Source organism: Ancylobacter pratisalsi (assembly GCF_010669125.1).
Lineage (GTDB): Bacteria > Pseudomonadota > Alphaproteobacteria > Rhizobiales > Xanthobacteraceae > Ancylobacter > Ancylobacter pratisalsi.
In genome coordinates, this window is the sequence record NZ_CP048630.1 from 1,503,668 (window position 1) to 1,524,995 (window position 21,328).

The following is a 21,328-nucleotide window of genomic DNA, read 5'->3' on the forward strand; positions in this document are numbered from 1 at the left end:
TGCATGACGCCTGCCCGTACCGCATCGAATCCATCGCCCCCCATCTCAACGCGCCCGTCGCGCATGGCGTCGCCCGCTCCCGCGGGAAGGCCGTGCGTGCGGGAGACGCTGTCAGGCGCGGCGGGGCGCTGGGAGCTCTTCCACCCGCTTCGGCCCACTCGCTCAAGCCGACTGTTGAAGAGCCCACACACAGCCCCGGTGTCCCGGGGCGCCACGCAGTTGCCCAGTGACGGGCGGAGGACGTGCTTTGCTGATCAAGGATGTGCGCGTCAGTGTTCACCGCTTCAAGAATGCGGTGCCGCTGATCAACAAACCCATTGAGGACGATTTCCGCATCATCTGCGAGATCGAGACCGATGAAGGTCATGTCGGCATCGGCATGGCGTCGCGCTTTCTGTGGCACGGGGTGGCGGCGGTGGTGGCCAACCATCTCGGCCCGGCGGTGATCGGCATGGACCCGCGCGATCTGGAAAAGATCCACGCCCGCCTCCAGCCGCTGATCTCCGAGCGCGGCGCGATGACCGGCATCAACCTCGCCGGGCTTTCCTGCATCGACCTCGCGCTGTGGGACATCATCGGCAAGGCCAGCGGGCGCACCGTCGCCCAGCTGCTCGGCGGCGCCAAGGACTATGCCGACGCCTATGTCACCTACGGCTTCGCCGCCTTCGAGACCGAGCACCTCATCGAGATGGCGCGCATCCTCATCGGCCGTGGCCACACCCGCCTGAAGATGCTGGTCGGGACCGCGCGCGGTCTGGTGGAGGACGCAAGGCGCGTGGCGGCGGTGCGCGAGGCGATCGGCGAGGACATCCTGCTCGCGGTCGACGCCAATGAGGGCCTGCGTCCCGAGGAGGCGCTGCGCATCGCCAAGATGATCGAGCCCTACAACATCGCCTGGTTCGAGGACCCTCTGAACCGCGTCGATGCCCGCGACCTTGGAAACCTGCGCAAGCGCACCAGCATTCCGCTTTCCGCCGGCCAGATGGACGGGCATTCGCTGCGCTTTCGCGAATGGGTGGAGCATGACGCCATCGACATCTTCATGCCGAACAGCATGTACAACGGCGGCATGACCGAGACCCGCCGGGTCGCTCATCTCTCGCAGATCTACAACAAACCCCTGTCGGATGCCGGCGGCGGCGGCGTGTGGTGCCTCCACCACGTCGCGGGATTCCGCAACGGCACGCTGGCCGAGATCCATCTCGGCACCGAGCAGGTCGAGGAACAGATGTTCGTCGACCCGCCAAGGGCCGTGAACGGCCGTGTCGCGATACCCGACGCCCCCGGATTCGGGGTCACGCTGAACAAGGACATGCTGAAAGAAACGCTCGTCACCGCCTGACGGGCCAACAAGGAGAGTGGGAACATGGGTTATCGTCTCAACATTCGTCATACCCTCGGCGCACTCGCGCTCGGGGCCACCTTCCTCTCGGGAGCCGCCTTCGCCGATCCGCTGCACCTGAAGATGGCAAGCCCCTCCCCGACGGGCGGCTTCGACACCATCATGGCGCAGAAGGTCGCCGACAAGATGAAGGCGAAGCTCGGCGACGACTTCACCTATGAGCTGTTCGACAATGCCACGATCGGCGACGAGATCGTGCACATGCAGCAGGTACGCACCGGCCAGATCGACATCACCCCGATCGGCTCGGACGCGATCGAGCTCGACAATGCCTGGGCGGTGTTCGACATGCCGTTCATGTTCGCCGACCGCGCGGCGGTGGCCAAGGCGCTGGATGGCGAATTCGGCAAGAAGCTGGCGGCCTCGATGCGCGAGAAGGCCGGGCTTGAAGTGCTCTCCTTCGGTGAGATCGGCTTCCGCCAGATCACCAATTCGGTCCGCCCGATCAAGACCCCGGCCGACTTCCAGGGCATGAAGATCCGCGTGCCGGGCAGCGAGACCCGCATCCTGACCTTCAAGACACTGGGCGCCACGCCGGTGAACATGAACTTCGGCGAGGTCTTCCTCGCGCTGCAGAATAAGACCATCGACGGCCAGGAGAACCCGCTGAACGACATCGTCGAGCGCTCGCTCAACGAGGTCCAGCCCTACATCTCCATCTCCAACCACGTCTACACGCCGATCACCTTCGCGATGAACGCCAAGAAGTTCGACGCGCTCCCCGACGACCAGAAGGCGATGCTGAAGGAAGCCGCGCTCGAAGCCGCCCACGAGATCCGCGCGTTGGGCGCCAAGAAGGACGAGGAGCTTCTCGCCAAGCTGAAGGAAGCCGGCAAGAACGAGATCATCGAGATCGACCGGGCTTCCTTCGTCGAAGCCTCGCAGCCGCTCTACGAGAAGATCGGCGCCATCGCCGGCGGCACCTATGCAGCCGACCTTCAGGCCGCGGTGAAGTGAGCGCCGGCCAGACGGAAACAACGGGCTCGTTCAAACGAACGGCCTAAGCCGTAAGACAGGTAAGCGTCCGGCGGGCTGGTGCCCACCGGACGTCTTGTTTCAGGATCGCAAGTTGTTTCAGGATCGCAAGCGATGAGCCTATCCGCGCAGCCTCAGCCGACGGAGGAAGACCTCAGCCGGCAGATGGAAGAAGCCGGCTTCGAGGTCGAGCTCGGCCAGAACGAGCACGGCATTGATGCCTGGATCAACGGCATAGCCGGGGCGCTGGGTGCCGCGGCGCTGGTCACGGTGACGCTGCTGGTGTTCGCCAACGCCTCGCTGCGCTACCTCTTCAATTCCGGGTTGATCTGGGCCGACGAAATCGTCATCGCGCTCATCCCCTGGCTCACCATGCTCGGCATGTTCCTGTCGGTGCGTCGGCGCGAGATCATCCGTATCGAGCATTTCGCCAATCGCCTGCCGCCGGGGATCCGCCGGGTCGTGGCCGCCTTCGCCGATCTGCTCTCGGCAGCGTCCTTCGCCTATCTGGCCTTCGTGTCGTTCGACTATGTGTCGCTGTTCGGCACCGACAAGACCACCTACCTCAAGCTGCCCAAGGGCTGGTTCACCTCCGCGCTTCTGGTCGGCTCCATCCTGCTCGCCCTCGCCTTCCTGGTCGATCTCGCCCGCACCGTCCGCGCCCGAAAGGCCGGGGCCGCGGCGCCCGAAGGGGCGGCACGATGACCGGGGCGATCATCGGAATCTGCGTCCTCCTCGTCCTGCTGATGCTTGGCGTGCCCATGGTGGCGGCGCTGCTCAGCGCGGTCGCTCTGCTGCTGTATTTCAGCGGCCAGTGGGGCCTGTCGCTGCCCCAGACAATGGTCGGCGGGCTGTCCAGCTACACGCTGCTGTCGCTGCCGCTGTTCGTCTATGCCGGCGCCCTGATGAATTCCGGCGGCATCGCCGCGCGGCTGTTCACCTTCGCCCGCGCCTTGGTGGGCTGGACCAAGGGCGGCCTTGCCCAGGTCAACGTACTCACCAGCGTGTTCTTCGGCGGCATGATCGGCTCCTCCGCGGCGGATCTGGCGGGCTCCGGCTCGGTGCTGATTCCGGCGATGAAGCGCGACGGCTATTCCGGCGCGTTCTCGGCCGGCGTCAGCGCCTCGTCCTCGGGCATCGGCCCGCTGATCCCGCCCTCCTCGCCGGCGATCCTGTATTCGGCGGTCACGGGCACCTCGCTCAGCGCGCTGTTTCTCGCCGGCCTCATTCCCGGATTGCTGCTGGGCGTCGTCTTCATGGTCACCATCACCTGGCTGGCCCATCGCCACGGCTACCCCGCCTTCGGCAACTTCTCGCTGCGCGAGATCTGGCGCACCGGTGTTGCCGCGCTGCTCGCCTTCGGCATGCCCGGCCTCATCGTTGGCGGGCTGGTGGCGGGCGCCTTCACGCCCTCGGAAGCGGGGGCCTTCGGCGTGGTCTATGCCGCCTTCCTGTCCTTCGCCATCTACCGCACGCTCAGCCTGAAGGGGCTCTATCAGGCCACGGTCGCGGCGGTGCAGATGACCGGCGAGTTGCTCGGCATCGTCGCGCTGTCGGTCGCGCTGGGCAGCGCACTGTCCGCCGCCCATGTCCCCCAGGCCTTCGCCGGGCTGATCGACACCCTGACCATCGGCGACAGCCAGTTCATGCGGCTGCTGGCGCTGATGTTCCTCGCCATCATCGCCGGCATGTTCATCGACCCGCTGATCCCGGTGCTGGTCCCCATCCTCATGCCCTCGCTGCAACTGTTCGGAATTGACCTGATCCATTTCGGCGTGCTGATGGTCATGGCGGTGGTGATCGGGCAGATCACGCCCCCTGTGGCGATGTCGCTGATCATCACGGCGCGGATCGCCAAGGTCGATCAATGGCAGGTGTTCCGCGCCAACATGCCGTTCTTCATCATCACGCTGGCGTTCACGCTGCTTTTGATGGCGGTGCCCGCGCTGTCGACGTGGCTGCCGGCGCATATGAAGAACTGACCATGCGCGGCCAACAGCGAAGGAGCCTTCGAGGTGAGTGAGGAATGGGCGATCATGAACTGGGTCAAGCGCGGCAATGTCCGCTCGAAGATCTGGGCGATCCTGCCGGTGGAAAGCCAGGCCGTGCTGCCGCGCATCAATGAGGACGGCTACTGGGAGGACTTCCGCCGCCTTCCCGCCCGCCGCTTCGCCGACCACGATGCCGCCCTTGAGGCCATCGAGGAAGACGGCTTCTGCTTCATCACCGAGCGCATGGCGATCGGCCCGCTGGCGAACTGAACGCACGGCAAAGGGACGGGAATTGCTTTAATAGACGCATCGGTCTATTAAATAGCGATGCACCGTCCCGCCGCCATAGCCGCGTCCGCCGTCGCCGACTCGCCTGTCGCCGAACCGCCGGCGCCACGGCGCGGTCGCCCGCCCCGTGCGCCGGCCGACGCCCATGCCCGCCAGCAATTGATGCGCGCCGGTCTGGCCTTCCTCACCGAGCGCGGCTACTCGGCGGTTGGCGTCGACGAGATCCTGCGCCAGGCCGGGGTGCCGAAGGGCTCGTTTTACCATTACTTCAACGGCAAGGCCGCGTTCGGCCTCGCCCTCATCGAGGCGTACCGCGCCTATTTCGCCGCCCGGCTCGACCGCTGCTTCGACGACGAGACGCGCGATCCAGTTAGCCGGCTACGCGCCTTCATTGACGACGCGGAACGCGGCATGGCGCGGCATGGCTTCCGGCGCGGCTGCCTCATCGGCAATCTCGGACAGGAGATGGGCGCGCTGCCGGAGGAATTCCGCGCGGCGCTCACCCTGGCGCTTGAGGACTGGCAGGCACGCACCGCGCGATGCCTCCGTCTGGCGCGCGACCAAGGCCAGATCGACCCGCAGCACGACCCCGACGCGCTCGCCGCCTTCTTCTGGATCGGCTGGGAGGGCGCGGTGCTGCGCGCCAAGCTGGAGCAGCGCGCCGCCCCGCTTCACACCTTCGCCGCCAGCTTCTTTCGCCTGATTGGACACTGATCGGAGCCGACCATGTTCGACGCCCTTCTCATCGAGAAATCCGAGGCCGGCCAGTCCGCCCGGCTGACCCGCCTCGACACCGCCCAGCTGCCCGAGGGCGAGGTGCTGGTCGACATCGCCTGGTCCACGCTCAACTACAAGGACGCGCTGGCGATTACCGGAACCTCGCCGGTGGTCCGCGCCTTTCCCATGGTGCCGGGCATCGACTTCGCCGGCGTGGTGGCGGAAAGCAGCTCGCCCGCCTTCAAGCCCGGCGACCGCGTGGTGCTGAATGGCTGGGGCGTGGGCGAGACGCACTGGGGCGGCCTTTCCGGCCGGGCGCGGGTAAAGGCCGACTGGCTGGTTGCCCTGCCCGCGGGCATCAGCACCCGGCAGGCCATGGCCATCGGCACGGCGGGGTACACCGCGATGCTCTGCGTCATGGCGCTGGAGCGTCATGGCCTGACGCCGGGCGACGGCGAGATCGTCGTCACCGGCGCGGCGGGCGGGGTGGGCAGCGTCGCGGTCAGCCTGCTGGCCGGGCTCGGCTTCCGTGTCGCCGCCGTCACCGGGCGCGCGGCCGAGCATGGCTACCTCACCGAGCTGGGCGCCGCGACGATCATCGACCGCGCGGAACTTTCCGCCCCCAGCCGCCCGCTGGCGCGCGAGCGCTGGAGCGGGGGCATCGACGTCGCCGGCGGTCCTGTGCTGGCGAATGTGCTCGCCGCCACCCGCTATCGCGGCATCGTTGCCGCCTGCGGGCTGGCCGCCGGCATGGACCTGCCGACGACGGTGGCGCCCTTCATCCTGCGCGGGGTGACGCTGGCGGGGATCGACAGCGTGATGTGCCCCAAGGCCGAGCGCGCGCAGGCGTGGCAGCGCCTGGCGCGCGATCTCGACAGGACGAAGCTGGAGCGCATGGTCACCGAACTCCCGCTCACCGAGGTCCTCGCGGTCGCGCCCGCCCTGCTGGAGGGCAAGGTGCGCGGGCGCCTGGTGGTGCCCATCGCTCCCGACATCGGCTGAGGGCGCCGCGCTCCCCTTCCCTCCGCGCCCGGAAGGAGTATCACTAGGACCGATCCGGCGGCCTCGAATCCGCCGGCCGGTTTTCAGTGGCGACGGAAAAGACGTGGTGACGCAGAGCAGCGAGGCCAGGCGCGCGAAATCTCCCCCGAGGCGGCCCCGCCTGTCACGACGCGTGCCCTTCGCCCAGCAGGTCGCCGACACGCTGCGCGACCGGATCATTCGCGGCGACCTTCCCCCCGGCGGGCGTATCGTCGAGCGCAGCCTGTGCGAACTGCTCGACGTCTCCCGCACCCCGCTGCGCGAGGCGCTGAAGCTGCTGGAGGTCGAGGGCCTCGTCGAGATCTCGCAGAACAAGGGCGCGCGCATCATGTCGTTCACGCCGGAGGAGGCCTCGAACCTGTTCGAGGTCATCGCCGGTCTGGAAAGCCTTGCCGCCGAGATCGCCGCCACGCGCATCAGCGCCCGGGAACTCGACGCACTGGACGCGCTGCACGAATCCATGCGCGTTCATTACGAGCGGCAGGAAAAAGACCCCTATTTCGAGATCAACAGCGCCATCCATGACCGGATCGTGCGCGCCTCGGGCAACCCAGTGCTGATCGCCACCCATGCCGGCCTTATGCTGCGGGCCCGGCGCGGGCGCTACATGGCGATCATCGATCCGTTCCGCTGGGAGGAATCGGTCGGCGAGCATGAGGCGCTGATGCAGGCGCTGCACGCGCGCGACGCCGAGGCCGCCCGCCGGGTGTGGCAGCGTCATCTGCTGCGCACCGGCGAAACCGTCTGCGCGGTGCTCACCCGTTCAGCCGCCCTGTCCGATCCTCCCGCCGCCACCCTCTCGGCCTGACATCCGCGCGCCCGATTCAGGCTGCGCAAATTGTCGGCAGCCCCGCCGCCCGCCGCGCCCGGCCCGCCGGGGCCATCGCGAAGGCGTGCCGGCCCTAACGCCCCGAAGATCCCGCCAAATTCGCGCCCTTGCGCCTCATCCCCGCTCCGCTCGTGCCACAGGGCCGGGCAGGGTGGCGCCTGCGCAGGCAGCGGGCGCGCAATCATTGGGCATTCGGCGCCTAGGTATAACATTTAAGTAGCTGTATATATTCAATTAAATCAGATGGAATGCAATCTGATCTTCCCTTGACGGTCGACCTGAAGCGTTTGAAAAGCGAGATTGCCATGTCATCCAACCGATCCCTGCCCCCGGTTTCCCGCCGCCGCTTTCTGCAGTTTTCCGGCTCGCTGCTCGCCCTTGCGGTGGCCGCTCCCACCCTCCTCGCCACCGGGTCCTCCCCCGCCATGGCCGCGCCGCTGACGATGGAGGACATCAAGAAGGCCGGCGTCGTGCGCATCGGCGTCGAGGCGTCCTATCGGCCGTTCGCCTTCCGCGAGGGCAGTGAAATCGTCGGCTACGACATCGATCTGGCCGACGCGATCTTCAAGCCGCTGGGCGTGAAGGTGGAGTTCATCGACACCGCCTGGGCCGGTGTCATTCCCGCGCTCTATGCCGGCAATTTCGATCTCATCATGACCTCGCTCACCTACACCAAGGAGCGGGTCGCCAAGGTCGGCTATTCCATTCCCTACACCGAGGCGACACAGGAGATGCTGATCCGCGCCTCCGACGTCGACACCATCAAGAACCTCGACGGCATGGCCGGCAAGATCCTCGGCGTGAAGCTGGGTTCGGCCGGCGACACCATGAAGACCAAGCTGGAGGAGAAGCTGAAGGCCGACACCGGCAAGGGCTTCTCCGAGGTGAAGACCTATGACGATCACCCCTCGGCCTATCTCGCCCTTGCGCAGGGCTCGGTCGACGGCGTGATCAACTCGCTCGCCACCCTCACCCAGGTGGTCAAGGACGCGCCGGGCAAATACGCCATCGTGCGCGACATCGGCCCGCGCAACTGGGCCGGCATCGGCACCCGCAAGGAAGATGTCGACCTGATCGCCTTCCTCGACGCGCGCATCAACGCGCTGAAGGCCGATGGCGAGATCTACACGCTGCAGGAGAAGTGGTTCGGCACGAAGATGAAGCTCGCCGACAAGCCGCCGACCTTCTGAGCCGCCCTCGGACCCGACGACAAGGCGTGGGGCGGGCCGGGTGCCCGCCCCTCACACCCCGGCCGGCTTTGCCGGCCCGAAAATCGCGGATGCGCAGCCTATGAGTATTGATTGGGGCATCGTGGAGATGGCCATCCCGTTGCTGGCCGTCGGCACGGTGATGACGCTCAAGATCGCCGCGCTGGCGACGGTGCTCGGCCTGTCGAGCGGCATCGCGCTCGGGCTGGTGTCGCTCGGCGGATGGCGCTGGGCGAGATGGCTGGTGCGCGGCTATGTCGACTTCATCCGCGGCACGCCGCTGCTGATCCAGATCTTCATCGTGTTCTTCGGCCTGCCCCTCATGGGGTTTCGGCTCGGCGAGTTCTGGGCCGGCGTGATCGCGCTCTCGATCAACTGCGCCGCCTATGTCGCAGAAATCGTGCGCGGCACCGTCGGCTCGGTGGAAAAAGGGCAGACCGAGGCGGCCAAGTCCATCGGCATGACGCAGGGCCGGATCCTCATCTACATCCTGCTGCCGCAGTCGATCCGGCCGATGGTGCCCGCCCTCACCAACGACGTCATCACGCTGCTGAAGAACACCTCGCTGCTGTCCGTGATCTCGGTCTACGAGCTGACGCGCTCCGGGCAGGCGATCATCGCCTCGCACTTCGTGCCGCTCGAGATCTTTGCCCTTCTCGCCATCTACTACTACGCCATCATCTCGGTGCTTTCGTGGATCTCGCGGATCATCGAGCGGCGGCTTCCGGCCTGGTGATCGCCATGACCTCCCACAACAAGCCGCTGCTCTCCGTGAAGGGGCTGCGCAAGAGCTTCGGGGAGCGCGAGATCCTCAAGGGCATCTCCTTCGACGTCATGGCCGGTCAGACGCTGGTGCTCATCGGGCCCTCGGGTTCGGGCAAGACCACGGTGCTGCGCTGCCTGAACTATCTGGAAGTGCCGAGCGCCGGCACCATCGAGCTGAACGGCGAACCGATCGGCGGCGCCTATGTCGGCGAGCCGCCGCAATGGTCGGCGCTGCCGGAATCGCAGCTCGCCCTGCAGCGCCGCCGCTTCGGCTTCGTGTTCCAGCGCTTCAACCTATTCCCCCATCTCACGGCGCTGCAGAACGTGGCGATCGGCCCGCGCAAGGTGCTCGGCGTGTCGCGGCAGGTGGCCGAGGCCCGCGCCGCCGAGCAGCTCGCCCGCGTCAGCCTGGCCGATCACATGGACAAGCGCCCGTCCCAGCTTTCCGGCGGCCAGCAGCAGCGCGTGGCCATCGCTCGCGCCCTGGCGATGGACCCGCGCCTGATCCTGTTCGACGAGCCCACCTCCGCGCTCGACCCCGAACTGGTGCATGAGGTGCTCGACGTGATGGGCACGCTCGCCCGCGAGGGCATGACCATGGTCGTGGTGACCCATGAAATGGGTTTCGCCCGCCGCGTCGCCGACCGCCTCATCTTCATGGCCGACGGCGATGTCGTCGAGGAAGGCCCGCCCGAGGACGTTTTCTCCACGCCCCGCGAAGAGAAAACCCGCCGTTTCCTCGCCCACATCCTCAATCGCTAAAGCCCCCATCGATCGGCAGGCCCATGTCGGAACCCCGTCCCATGCCCGAACCGCTCTACGACCTCGTCGTCACCGGTCCCATCGTCCTCACTGGCGATCCCACCACCCCCATCATCCACGACGCCGTGATCGCGATTTCGAACGGGCGCTTCGCGCGGATCGCCGCCGCGACGAAGGAGACCGGCCCGCCCCTTCAAGCCCGCCGCACCGTCCATCTGCCCGGCCGGGTCATCACCCCCGGCCTGGTGAACGTCCACACCCACGCCAACCTCTCCATGGTGCGCGGCGTGGCGGAGGATCTGGGCTTCGCTCCCGCCTACACACCGGGAATCCCGCAAGGCCACATGGTCAGCGAGGACGAGGCCTACGCCATCTCCCGGCTCGGCGCGCTGGAAGCGCTGCTGTTCGGCTCGACCCTGATCAACGACACTTTCGTGCATGCCGACATCGTCACCCCGGCCATGGCGGAGATCGGGCTAAGGGTCTGGTCATGCGGGAGAATTCACGACGTTGATTTCTCCGGAGTCTCGCTCGGGCGCTGGGAGCATGTCGATGCGATCGGCGACAGAACGCTTCAGGACGCGCTGGATCTCGCCGCGCGTTATGAGGGCAGGAGCGACGCCCGCATCGGCGTCCAGCTCGCCGCCCATGCCCCCGACACATGTTCGACCCCGTTCCTGCGCCGCATCGCCGAAGCCGCTGACAATGCTGGACTTCGCGTCACCACCCACCTCTCGCAGAGCAAGGTGGAACTCGCCCGCATCCGCGAACGCGACGACATCAGCCCGCCCGAGTTGCTCGACGAGGTCGGCCTGTTGAACGACCGCCTGACCGCCGCCCACTGCATCCATGTCAGCGACGACGACATCGCCCGCATCGGGCGCGCCGGCATCCATGTCGCCCACATCGCCAAGGGCAACGCGACCGGCGCGACCATCGCGCCGACCCATAAGTTACGGAAAGCAGGCGCGAAATTGGCATTGGGCACGGACAACATGCACGCCGACATGGTGGAAGTGATGCGCTGGGCCCTCGCGGTCGGCCGCATCCAGCTCGGTGCCGTCACCCCGGACTGGCAGCCCGAAACGGTGTTCGAGATGGCGACCATGGCGGGCGCACGCGCGATGGGTCTGGAGAACGAGATCGGCAGCATCGAGGTCGGCAAGCGCGCGGATTTCGTCGCCTTCGATTTCCGCCAGCCCCATCTCACCCCCGCCACCAACCCTTTGGGAAACCTCGTTCATGTCGCGCAGGGCCGTGATGTGGAGCTGGTGGCCGTCGAGGGCGAACTGGTGGTCGAGGATGGCCGGCCAACCCGCGTCGACGCCGACCTTATCCGCCGCGAGGCGACAGACGCCATCGCCTCCCTCTGGGCGCGGGCACGTGGACACTGAGCCGATGCGTATCCTTTTGATAAACCCCAATACTTCCCTTGCCATGACGGAACGCATGGTCGAGAGCGCAACCCGATCGCTGGCGCCGGACATCGAACTCGTCGCCATGACCGCAGACCGCGGCATGCCCTACATCGCCAGCCGTGCCGAGGCGCTGCTGGCGGGGGCAACCACACTGGAAATGATCGCGCAGCATCATGCCGGCATGGATGCGGTGGTCATCGGCGCCTTTGGTGATCCCGGCCTGATCGCCGCGCGCGAACTGTTCGACCTGCCGATCACCGCCATGGCGGAAGCGGCGATGCTGACGGCCTGCATGCTCGGTCCGCGCTTTGGCATCGTGACCTTCTCGCCTGTGATGACAGCCTGGTATGAGGACGCGGTGTCGCTTTCTGGCCTGAACGGGCGCTGCGCCGGTATCCGCGTGCCCGATAGCGGGTTTGGCTCGATCGACCGTGTGCAACACGAGCTGGAGACCGAGCTCACCGAGCTTTGCTGCCGGGCCGCCGTGGACGACAAGGCCGACGCCGTCATCCTTGCCGGCGCCCCGCTCACCGGACTTGCCGCCCGCATCGCCGAACGGGTTCCCGTGCCCCTGGTCGACCCGCTCGACGCCGCCATCGGTCAGGCCGCCCTGCTCGCCCGGCTGCACACCCGCCCCGCCCGCGCGGGCCGGTTCGCCCGTCCCGGTTCCAAGCCCGCCACCGGCATCACCCCGGCCCTCGCCGCGTGGATCGAGCATCGGGTTGATTTGATCGAAGTACCGCCGGCCGAGATGTGAACCTTCCGGCCGGCATTCCGTCACCCCCATGAGCGCGGAGATCGATCGGCCAGGCGGTGCCAGGAGACCGGGTTCATTGCGGGCAAGGTACAATCGGCGCACCTAGTGCCCGCACCGACCAAAGTGCTGTTTGCATTCCCCGGCCCGGCCTGTAGCCTCGCCTGGAAGTGCCGCGCGATGCAGGGAACGGCACGAAGAAGCGGAGGAATGCTCATGAAGATTTTCAAGCGTACGTCCGGCCTGGCAGCGGCCGCGTCGCTGGTGCTGGCCCTGTCGCCCATGTCGGCGAAAGCCACCGAGTTCATCAACATTCTCACCGGGGGCACATCGGGCGTTTATTACCCGCTCGGCGTCGCGATTTCGAAGGTCTACGCCGACAACATCCCTGACTCGAAGGTGCAGGTGCAGTCGACCAAGGCATCCGTGGAGAACCTCAACCTGCTCCAGCAGGGACGCGGCGAACTGGCGTTCTCTCTTGGCGATTCCGTCAAGCTGGCCTGGGAAGGCGACGCCGAAGTCGGCTTCAAGTCGAAACTCGACAAGCTGCGCGGCATCGCGGCGATCTACCCGAATTACATCCAGATCGTCGCCACCAAGGAGAGCGGCATCAAGACTCTCGCCGACCTGAAGGGCAAGCGCGTCTCGGTCGGCGCGCCGAAGTCGGGCACCGAGCTCAATGCACGGGCGATCCTCGGCGCGGCGGGCATGAGCTACGACGACCTCGGCAAGGTTGAGTATCTGCCGTTCGGCGAATCGGTCGAACTGATCAAGAACCGCCAGCTCGACGCCACGCTTCAGTCGGCCGGGCTCGGCGTTGCCTCGATCCGCGATCTGGCCTCCTCGCTTCCGATCACGGTGGTGTCGGTGCCGGCCTCGGTCGTTGAGAAGCTGGGGCCCCCCTATGTGAGCGCGGAAATCCCCGCCAAGACCTATGACGGTCAGGAAGGCGGCGTCCCGACCGTTGCCGTGGTGAACTTCCTGGTCACCCGCGAGGGGGTCTCCGACGAGGTCGCCTACGAGATGACGAAGCTCATCTTCGACAATCTCACGGGCATTGAGGCCGCCCACAAGGCGGCGGCCCAGATCAAGCTCGAAAACGCCACCAAGGGCATGCCGATCCCGCTCCATCCCGGCGCCGAACGCTACTACAAGGAAAAGGGCCTCCTGAAGTAGCACTGCCGCGCCAATGAAAGCCGCCGCCCCGGGGTGGCGGCTTTGTGCGGAGAGGGGCGCAACAGTTCCGGGCGGCCTGCCCGGTTACGGGTCAAAGCCAGAGTTTCAACGGCTTGAGACCGTCGCGAATGCCCGGTGGATCGCCAACCGGGCAGCGACGCTCTCTCGCGGCGAGGGTCGCCGATGCAGCACGACAGCAACCATCACAAGATGCCGGCGGACGCTGCCGATCTTGGCTTGCATGATCCCCTGAGCGAGAGCTTTCCCGCCGGCGGCGAGGGGCGGCTGCTTTATTGGATCGCGATCGCCTTCTCGTTGTTTCAAATCGGGACGGCGGCGCATCTGATCGAGCTTCCCAGCCAGGTGACACGGGCCTTCCATGTCGGCTTCCTCGGGCTTCTCGGCTTCCCGCTCCTCGCGCTGGTGCATCGCAAAGGACCGGCGACGAAGGCGCTGTTCTGGCTGCTGGCGGCGGGAAGCGTCGCGGTGGCTTGCTATCAGTGGCTCGAATACGCCCCGCTGATCCTGCGCGCGGGCGATCCGAACACGGCGGACATCGTCATGGGCGTTGTCGCGCTCGTCGTTGTCTTCTGCGCCGCCTGGGCGCTGATGGGCCCGGCGCTGCCGATCATAGCCGGGCTGTTTCTCGCCTATTGTTTCTGGGGCCAGTTGCTCCCCTCCCCGTTCGAGACCCGTGGCTATGCCTTCACCCAGGTGATCGAGCATATGAGCTACGGTACCGAGGGCATTTACGGCATTCCGGTCTATGTTTCCTCGACCTACATCTTCCTGTTCATCCTGTTCGGCGCCTTCCTTGAGAAGGCGGGGATGATCCGCCTCTTCACCGATGTCTCGCTCGGGCTGGTGGGCAACCGGCAGGGCGGCGCCGCGAAGGTGGCGGTATTCTCCTCCGGTCTGATGGGCACGATCTCGGGTTCGGGTGTCGCCAATGTCGTGACCACCGGCCAGTTCACCATCCCGCTGATGAAGAGCTTCGGTTACCGCGCCGCCTTTGCCGGCGGCGTCGAGGCCACCGCCTCGATGGGCGGCCAGATCATGCCTCCGGTGATGGGCGCAGTCGCCTTCATCATGGCGGAGACCCTTGGCGTCTCCTACCACGAAGTCGTCAAGGCGGCACTGATCCCTGCCATCCTCTATTTCGCCTCCGCGTTCTGGATGGTGCATCTGGAGGCCGGCAAATGGGGCCTGCGCGGCATGGACAAGGCCGATCTGCCCTCGCCGCGCAAGGCGCTCAAGGAGCGCTGGTATCTGATCCTGCCGCTCGCCGTGCTGGTCTACCTGCTGTTCTCCGGCTACACCCCGCTTTACGCGGGCACCATCGGCCTTGCCCTCACCGTCATGCTGATCCTGGGTGGCTCGATCGCACTGGGGCTGCCGGCGGGGTTGATCCGCTACGGCTTCTGGATTGGGCTTGGCGTCGTCGCCGCCGGATTCTTCGAATATGGCATCAACGTCATCGTCGCGGCGATGGCAGGGCTGATCCTCTGGACGTTCCTCACCAAGGGCGGGAGGGAAGCGCTCATCGTCTGCCGGGACAGCCTCGCCGAGGGCGCCAAGACCGCGCTTCCCGTCGGCATCGCCTGCGCCGTCGTGGGCGTCATCATCGGCACCATGACGCTGACCGGTATCGCCACGACCTTCGGCCAGTTCATCGTCAGTGTGGGCGAAAAGAACCTGTTCCTGTCGCTGATCCTGACCATGGTCACCTGCATCGTCCTGGGCATGGGCATCCCGACAATCCCGAACTACATCATCACCTCGTCGATCGCGGGGCCGGCGCTGCAGGCCCTCGGCGTGCCGCTGATCGTCAGCCACATGTTCGTGTTCTATTTCGGCATTCTCGCCGACCTGACGCCCCCGGTCGCGCTTGCCTGCTTCGCGGCGGCGCCGATCGCGCGGGAATCCGGGCTCAAGATTTCCATGGAAGCCATCAAGGTCGCGGCCGCGGGCTTCGTGGTGCCCTTCATGGCCGTCTACACACCCGCGCTGATGCTGCAGGATGGCGGCGTGCTGGCGAGCGAGATCGGCTATATCCCGGCCGTCGCCTACGTCGCCTTCAAGGCGCTGCTGGCGATTGGGCTGTGGGGGGCCACGGTGATCGGATGGCTCGGAATACGCCTCAGCATCGCCGAGCGGCTGGTTGCGATGGCGGCGGCCTTCACCCTCGTGGCCGCGCTGCCGCTCACCGACGAGATCGGATTCGCGCTCGCTGCGGGCTTCGCCCTGTTCGTCTGGCGGCGGAATCGCGCCGCCAACGTCGCGCAGGCGTAGGCTTCCTTGGGCGCGTGCCTTCTCGTCGGCGCGAAGGCGGTCATGCTGGCCGCGGCGACATTCACGCTCTCCTGGACCCACTCAGTCGAGCGCACGGGCTGGTCGGAAACGTACCGCGTGGAGCCGGCCGGGCTGCACCTGGTCGAGGCGCGGGTCATGGGCTCGGGTGCCGGTATGGATCCGGGTGAGGGCGCCACGCTCAAAGGGGACTGGTGGGTGTGGTCACCTACGCTCGGTCCCGTTCCCGAACTCATGCTCGCCGCCTCGGGGGCGACGGTTGGTGGCTGGAACCTATGCCAGGGACCGTGGCCGGGCCAGGACTGCCGCACACTCGGGGCCCAGAGGGGCGAACCGATCCAGATTCGGCCCTGCGACAGGTAGGCGAAGGCATCGGCGACGCTCCAATCGCATCCGCCAACGCGTTCTGCATCGCCAACGACGGCATCCGCGATTGCGTGCCAAGCCGTCAGCGCTGCGCTTGCGCGTCGACCATTCAACAACTAAAAATTGTATAACCAGAACAAACTCTACTCGGGGAAATAGCTCATGCTCGCGCGATCACTGGCGCTGACGGCCGCTCTTGTCCTGCTCACCTGCGTTGCATCCGCCCATGGTGGCGGGTGCCGCAAGAATTCTCCCCCTGGCCAATGCTGCCACATGGACCGGAAGGCAGGCACCAGCCACTGCCATTGAGGCCCTGCGGCACTTTTTAATCGCACGTCCACTCGCCCCGTCACCTTCGCCGAAGCGCCCAGCGGTCGATGTCTGATGAAAGAATGGACATGGGATGGCGATGATTTCGGCTTGCAACTGGTATACCGGTCGTCCAGCATACCGGCATGACGACGTCCTTCGAGTTCGAGCGCGACCGCGCCTATAACCGTCTCGTCTCCCTCATCTTCGGCGGCACGCTGGAGGCGGGCGCACCCTTGTCCGAGCGCAAGCTCGCCGAGCAACTGGACATCGGCCGCATGCCGGTGCGCGAGGCGCTGCGCCAGCTTGAGCAGGAAGGCGTGGTCGAGGTGAAGCCCGCGCGCGGCACGTTCGTGCGCCGCGTCTCGGCCGAGGACCTGTCGGAGATCTACCGGGTGCGCGAGGTGCTGGAATGCCTCGCCGCGGACCTCGCCGCGACCAATGGCGCGTCACCGTCCCTGCTGATGTGCGGCACCCGGATGCGCACCATGGCGCAGGACCCTTCAGCCTTCACGGCCGTGGAGATCGACGATACCGGCACCGAGTTCCACGAATTGCTGATGCAGGCGGCCGGCAATATGGCGCTGAGCGAGACCGTGCGGCTGCTGCGCCTGCGGTTCCGGCTGGCCTTCCACCTGCCCCGCTATTTCTCGCACGAGAACGTCTATTCGACGCTCACCGACCACATCGCCATCCTCGACGCCATCGTCGCCCGCGAGCCCCGCCTCGCGGCGAAGCTGATGCGCGCGCATCTGCGCCGCGGGCTGGAGATGCGCCAGCGCCTCGAGATCACCACCAAGCCCCTTCCAGGCAGAAAAACAACGCCACAGGCGAAACCACCAGAGGTTAAGGAGACCACGTAATGAGACACTATCTGGCGACGGGACTTGTCGCGTTCAGCGCTCTCGCGGCGGTGTGTGCCCCCGCGGCCGCATCCACGCTCGACACGGTCAAGAAGAACGGCGTCGTGACCTGCGCGGTCAATGGCAGCCGCCCCGGCTTCTCCGCCGTCGATAGCAAGGGCGAGTGGAACGGCATCGACGTGGACACCTGCCGGGCGATTGCCGCCGCGGTGTTCGGTGACGCGACCAAGGTCAAATACCTGAAGACCAACAACCAGACGCGCCTCACCGCGCTCCAGACCGGCGAAGTCGACGTGACCCTCGCCAACACCACCTGGACGCGCGCACGCGACACCGATCTCGGCCTCGACTTCGTCTCACCGACTTTCTACGACGGCCAGGGCCTGATGGTGCCGAAGGCTCTCGGCGTGAAAAGCGCCAAGGATCTTGACGGCGCCAGCGTCTGCGTGCGCCCCGGCTCCACCTCCGAGCGCGTGGTGGCCGATCTCCAGACCAAGTTCAACATCAAGCTCAAGCTGGTCGTCATCGATGACCAGAAGGAAATCAACACCGCCTTCTTCGGCGGGCGCTGCGATGTCGCCGTGCAGTCTTCCTCGGGCCTGTCCTCCACCCGCGCGGCCGTCGCGCCCAATCCGGACGATTACGTGATCCTGCCCGAGCGTTTCGGCAAGGATCCGATGGGCCCGGTGGTCCGGCAGGACAATGCGCAGTGGCGCGACATCGTGCAGTGGACGGTGTTCGCTCTGTTCCAGGCCGAGGAGAGCGGCATCACCTCCCAGAACATTGACGAGATGAAGGAAAAGAGCACCGATCCGATGGTGCGCCGCCTGCTCGGCGTGGACAACTCCGGCGGCAAGGGGCTCGGGCTCGACCCGGCCTGGGCCTACAACGTGATCAAGCAGGTCGGCAATTACGGCGAGGTCTATGAGCGCAATGTCGGCATGGGTTCGCCCCTCAAGCTCGAGCGCGGTATCAACGCCCAGTACACCGATGGCGGCCTGATCTACGCACCCCCGCTCTGATGAGCTGACAACGGGTTCTGGCATCCTTCGATGAGCTCCACGTCTTCCCCGGTCCGGGCGGCGCCCTCCGCGCCGCCCCGTGCTTCGTCCACCGTTCCTCCCTGGCGCAATCCGCGAGTCCGGAGTGCGGTCTGGCAGGGTCTGCTCGTGCTGGTGCTGGCCGCCATTGCCTTCTGGCTGGTGAGCAACGCCGCCCGCGCGCTGGACGAACGGGGCATGACGTCGGGCCTCGGATTCCTGCTCGATCCCGCCCAGTTTGCTCTCGGCGAAGCCTTCTTCGTCTTCACGCCGGGCCATAGCTACCTGGCCGCGTTCGCGGTCGGTCTGGGCAATACGGTGATGTTGTCCATCGTCAGCATCGTTACCGCGACGGTGATCGGCGTCGGCCTCGGCTTCGCGCGGCTGTCGCGGAACACGCTGATCTCCGGCCTTGCCCATGCCTATATCGAGGCGTTCCGAAACACCCCGCAGCTGGTCCAGATCGTGTTCTGGTACAGCTTCTTCACATTGTTGCCGGGCCCACGGCAGTCCTGGTCGATCTTCGGGCTCGCCTTCGCCTCCAATCGCGGCCTGACCGTGCCGGCACCTGAAAACAGCACCATAGCCCTGCTGGTGCTCTGCATGCTCCTGGTCGGCGCCGTGCTCGCCTTCACGATCGGTCATGTCGCCGACCGCAGCCGCCGCCGTACCGGCCGGCGCTGGAAGGGGCTGCGCAGCCTCGAACTCGCGGCGCTGCTGGTGCCCGCGCTGGCGGCCTGGCTGGCGAGCGGCGCCCCGCTCGGCTGGTCGGTTCCGGAATTGCGAGGCTTCAACTATACCGGCGGCGCGACGCTGGCGCCTGAATTCCTCGCCATCTATTTCGGCCTGTCGTTCTACATCGCCGCCTTCATCGCCGAGATTGTGCGCGGCGGGCTGGTCAGCGTCGACGCCGGCCAGATCGAGGCGGCCAATGCCATCGGGCTGAGCCGCGCCGATCTCTACCGCAAGGTGATGGTGCCGCAGGCGCTGCGCGTCATCATCCCGCCGCTGGCGGCGCAGTACATCAGCCTGCTCAAGAACTCCTCGCTCGGGGTCGCGGTGGGCTATCCCGACCTATTCAGCGTCTCGAACACCGCGCTTACCTATAGCGGCCGCACCATCGAGGTGCTGTCGATCATGGCCGTGATCTATCTCGTCCTGTGCCTGGCCATCGGCGCCGGCGCGAACCTCATCAACCGCTTCGTGCAGATTCCGGAGCGCTGAGATGACGACGCTCGCTCCCCGCTCCTTTGCCCGTTCCGGCCCTGCCGCTTCCCGGCCGGCGCCCACGCCGCCGCACGGTGTGCGGCTGTTCCTCACGACCCATCTGTTTCCCTCGCCACTGGCGGGGCTGACGAGCCTTGTGCTCGGCGCCGTGCTTGTTCTGGCGCTGTGGCACATCGCCCGATGGGCGGTCATCGATGCCGTCTGGGTGTCGCCGGCAGACGGTTCGGCCTGCCGCGCGGCAGCGGGTGCCTGCTGGGCGGTCATCGGCGAGAAATACCGGGTCATGCTGTTCGGCGCCTATGCCTATGACGAGCAATGGCGCGGGGCGGTCATCATCGTGCTGTGGATCGTATGGGGTGCGATCTCCGCCGGCTCCTGGCTCTCAGTCCGCGTGCGGCTCGCCGGCTGGGCTCTCGTGTTCGCGGCGTCCATCGTGCTGCTCAAGGGTGGCATTCTCGGGCTGACGCCGGTCGGCACCGACCAGTGGGGCGGCCTGCCCCTCACCTTCATCATCTTCGGCGGCACGATTACCGGAGGGCTGCCGCTGGCGGTGCTGCTTGCGCTTGGCCGGCGCTCGGAACTGCCGGTTGTTCGCCTGCTGTGCGTGGCGACAATCGAAGGCGTGCGCGGAATTCCGCTCCTGGCCCTGCTGTTCTTCGCCGCGCTGGTGCTGCCCCTGTTCCTGCCGGCCCAGCTCACGGTCGACAAGCTGATCCGCGCGGAGATCGGCATGATCATCTTCTTCGCCGCCTATGCGGCCGAAGTGGTGCGCGGCGGGCTGCAGGCGATTCCGGAAGGACAGGAGGAGGCGGCGCAGGCGCTGGGCCTCGGCTATTGGCTGCGCATGCGCAAGGTCGTCCTGCCGCAGGCGCTCGCCATTTCCGTGCCGGCGCTGTTCAACGACATTATCCGGGCCTTCAAGAACACCACGTTCTTCAGCATCCTCGGCCTGTTCGACGTACTCGGTGCCACAAAAGCCGCGCTTCAAGACCCGAACTGGGTTCGTTACGGGACCGAAGGCTACATCTTCGTCTTCGTGCTCTATTTCATCATCTGCTCGGCCATGTCCGCCTATGGCTCGTCCATCGAGCGGAGCCATCAGCGGCGCGGACGGAGGGCGGCGCGATGAGCGGGCCGAAGGGCCGTGATCTCGTCGTCGAGATGGCCGGCATCAACAAATGGTATGGCGAACACCACGCGCTGCGCGACATCGCGCTCGGTCTTGCCTCCGGGGAAAAGATCGTGCTTTGCGGTCCGTCGGGCTCGGGCAAGTCGACCTTGATACGCTGCATCAACGGGCTCGAACCGTTCCAGGAGGGCGACCTCAGGGTCTGCGGCATACAGCTCGACGGTTCCGATGAGGCGCTGGCTCACATTCGCCAGCGGGCCGGCATGGTCTTCCAGAATTTCAATCTGTTCCCGCATTTGTCCGTGCTGGAAAACCTCACGCTCGGCGCCATCTACGCCCGCGGCGAGCCCGAGCATACGGCCGTCGAGCGTGCGCACGCCCTCCTGGCGCGCGTGCAGCTGACCTCCCAGACCCACAAATTCCCCGGTCAGCTTTCCGGCGGGCAGCGCCAGCGCGTGGCGATCGCCAGAGCGTTGATGCTGGAGCCCGAGGTGATGCTGTTCGACGAACCCACCTCCGCGCTCGATCCGGAAATGGTCCACGAAGTGCTGGACGTCATGGAAGAGCTGGCGCGCGCCGGCCAGTCGATGATCGTCGTCACGCACGAGATGGGTTTCGCCCGCCGTGTCGCCGACCTCGTGGTCTTCATGGACCGGGGCGAGATCGTCGAAGCCGCACCACCCGAGCTCTTTTTTGAGGCCCCGACGTCCGACCGCGCCAAGGCTTTCATCGGGCAGATTTCTCACGCCACGTAGGAC

Annotated in this window: 21 protein-coding genes; all 21 read left to right on the forward strand. The window is 66.4% G+C overall.

What is annotated here, in order from left to right; all coding sequences use genetic code 11:
- Positions 1-247: 247 nt before the first annotated feature.
- Entirely contained in the window at positions 248-1,342 is a 1,095-nt protein-coding gene (locus G3A50_RS07175) for a mandelate racemase/muconate lactonizing enzyme family protein (protein WP_163074607.1), read from the forward strand.
- Between the two features lie 24 nt (positions 1,343-1,366).
- Positions 1,367-2,359, forward strand: a complete 993-nt coding sequence (locus G3A50_RS07180) for a TRAP transporter substrate-binding protein (RefSeq protein WP_163074608.1) — start codon at positions 1,367-1,369, stop codon at positions 2,357-2,359.
- Positions 2,360-2,491: 132 nt separating this feature from the next.
- Entirely contained in the window at positions 2,492-3,082 is a 591-nt protein-coding gene (locus G3A50_RS07185) for a TRAP transporter small permease (RefSeq protein ID WP_246252215.1), read from the forward strand.
- Positions 3,079-4,359, forward strand: coding sequence for a TRAP transporter large permease (locus tag G3A50_RS07190; RefSeq protein WP_163074609.1), 1,281 nt, complete (start codon positions 3,079-3,081; stop codon positions 4,357-4,359). Before G3A50_RS07185 ends, G3A50_RS07190 begins: the two co-directional genes overlap by 4 nt.
- 33 nt (positions 4,360-4,392) lie before the next feature.
- Entirely contained in the window at positions 4,393-4,638 is a 246-nt protein-coding gene (locus tag G3A50_RS07195; protein ID WP_163074610.1) for a hypothetical protein, read from the forward strand.
- 57 nt (positions 4,639-4,695) lie between these two features.
- A complete protein-coding gene (gene acuR / locus G3A50_RS07200; protein WP_163074611.1) occupies positions 4,696-5,370 on the forward strand; it encodes an acrylate utilization transcriptional regulator AcuR in 675 nt (224 codons plus the stop codon).
- Positions 5,371-5,382: 12 nt separating this feature from the next.
- A complete protein-coding gene (acuI, locus tag G3A50_RS07205) occupies positions 5,383-6,375 on the forward strand; it encodes an acrylyl-CoA reductase (NADPH) (RefSeq protein ID WP_163074612.1) in 993 nt (330 codons plus the stop codon).
- Positions 6,376-6,481: 106 nt separating this feature from the next.
- Complete coding sequence (locus G3A50_RS07210) at positions 6,482-7,222, forward strand: GntR family transcriptional regulator (RefSeq protein ID WP_210255242.1); 741 nt, start codon at positions 6,482-6,484, stop codon at positions 7,220-7,222.
- Between the two features lie 326 nt (positions 7,223-7,548).
- Complete coding sequence (locus tag G3A50_RS07215; protein ID WP_163074613.1) at positions 7,549-8,433, forward strand: transporter substrate-binding domain-containing protein; 885 nt, start codon at positions 7,549-7,551, stop codon at positions 8,431-8,433.
- A 100-nt stretch (positions 8,434-8,533) separates the two neighbouring features.
- The gene (locus G3A50_RS07220) at positions 8,534-9,187 is read left to right on the forward strand and encodes an amino acid ABC transporter permease (protein ID WP_163074614.1); all 654 of its coding nucleotides are present in this window, start codon (positions 8,534-8,536) and stop codon (positions 9,185-9,187) included.
- A 5-nt stretch (positions 9,188-9,192) separates the two neighbouring features.
- Complete coding sequence (locus tag G3A50_RS07225) at positions 9,193-9,978, forward strand: amino acid ABC transporter ATP-binding protein (protein ID WP_163074615.1); 786 nt, start codon at positions 9,193-9,195, stop codon at positions 9,976-9,978.
- A 41-nt stretch (positions 9,979-10,019) separates the two neighbouring features.
- Positions 10,020-11,372 (forward strand): amidohydrolase family protein, encoded by a 1,353-nt coding sequence (locus G3A50_RS07230; RefSeq protein ID WP_163074616.1) that lies wholly within the window; start codon positions 10,020-10,022, stop codon positions 11,370-11,372.
- Positions 11,373-11,376: 4 nt separating this feature from the next.
- Positions 11,377-12,153, forward strand: coding sequence for an aspartate/glutamate racemase family protein (locus tag G3A50_RS07235; RefSeq protein ID WP_163074617.1), 777 nt, complete (start codon positions 11,377-11,379; stop codon positions 12,151-12,153).
- 213 nt (positions 12,154-12,366) lie between these two features.
- Positions 12,367-13,326, forward strand: a complete 960-nt coding sequence (locus G3A50_RS07240) for a TAXI family TRAP transporter solute-binding subunit (protein ID WP_163074618.1) — start codon at positions 12,367-12,369, stop codon at positions 13,324-13,326.
- Between the two features lie 183 nt (positions 13,327-13,509).
- Complete coding sequence (locus G3A50_RS07245; protein ID WP_170308630.1) at positions 13,510-15,618, forward strand: TRAP transporter permease; 2,109 nt, start codon at positions 13,510-13,512, stop codon at positions 15,616-15,618.
- A gap of 6 nt (positions 15,619-15,624) precedes the next feature.
- Positions 15,625-15,999, forward strand: coding sequence for a DUF1850 domain-containing protein (locus G3A50_RS07250; RefSeq protein WP_163074619.1), 375 nt, complete (start codon positions 15,625-15,627; stop codon positions 15,997-15,999).
- 458 nt (positions 16,000-16,457) lie between these two features.
- Positions 16,458-17,174: a GntR family transcriptional regulator gene (locus tag G3A50_RS07255; protein ID WP_163074620.1), complete on the forward strand. Its 717-nt coding sequence runs from the start codon at positions 16,458-16,460 to the stop codon at positions 17,172-17,174.
- Positions 17,174-18,196, forward strand: coding sequence for an amino acid ABC transporter substrate-binding protein (locus G3A50_RS07260; protein ID WP_210255243.1), 1,023 nt, complete (start codon positions 17,174-17,176; stop codon positions 18,194-18,196). Before G3A50_RS07255 ends, G3A50_RS07260 begins: the two co-directional genes overlap by 1 nt.
- Before the next feature lie 30 nt (positions 18,197-18,226).
- Positions 18,227-19,438 (forward strand): amino acid ABC transporter permease, encoded by a 1,212-nt coding sequence (locus G3A50_RS07265; RefSeq protein ID WP_163074621.1) that lies wholly within the window; start codon positions 18,227-18,229, stop codon positions 19,436-19,438.
- A gap of 1 nt (position 19,439) precedes the next feature.
- Positions 19,440-20,570 carry an amino acid ABC transporter permease gene (locus tag G3A50_RS07270; protein ID WP_163074622.1) on the forward strand — a complete coding sequence of 377 codons (1,131 nt, stop codon included), beginning with the start codon at positions 19,440-19,442 and terminating at the stop codon, positions 20,568-20,570.
- Entirely contained in the window at positions 20,567-21,325 is a 759-nt protein-coding gene (locus tag G3A50_RS07275; protein WP_163074623.1) for an amino acid ABC transporter ATP-binding protein, read from the forward strand. The genes G3A50_RS07270 and G3A50_RS07275 overlap by 4 nt, the downstream gene beginning before the upstream one ends.
- Positions 21,326-21,328: the final 3 nt, after the last annotated feature.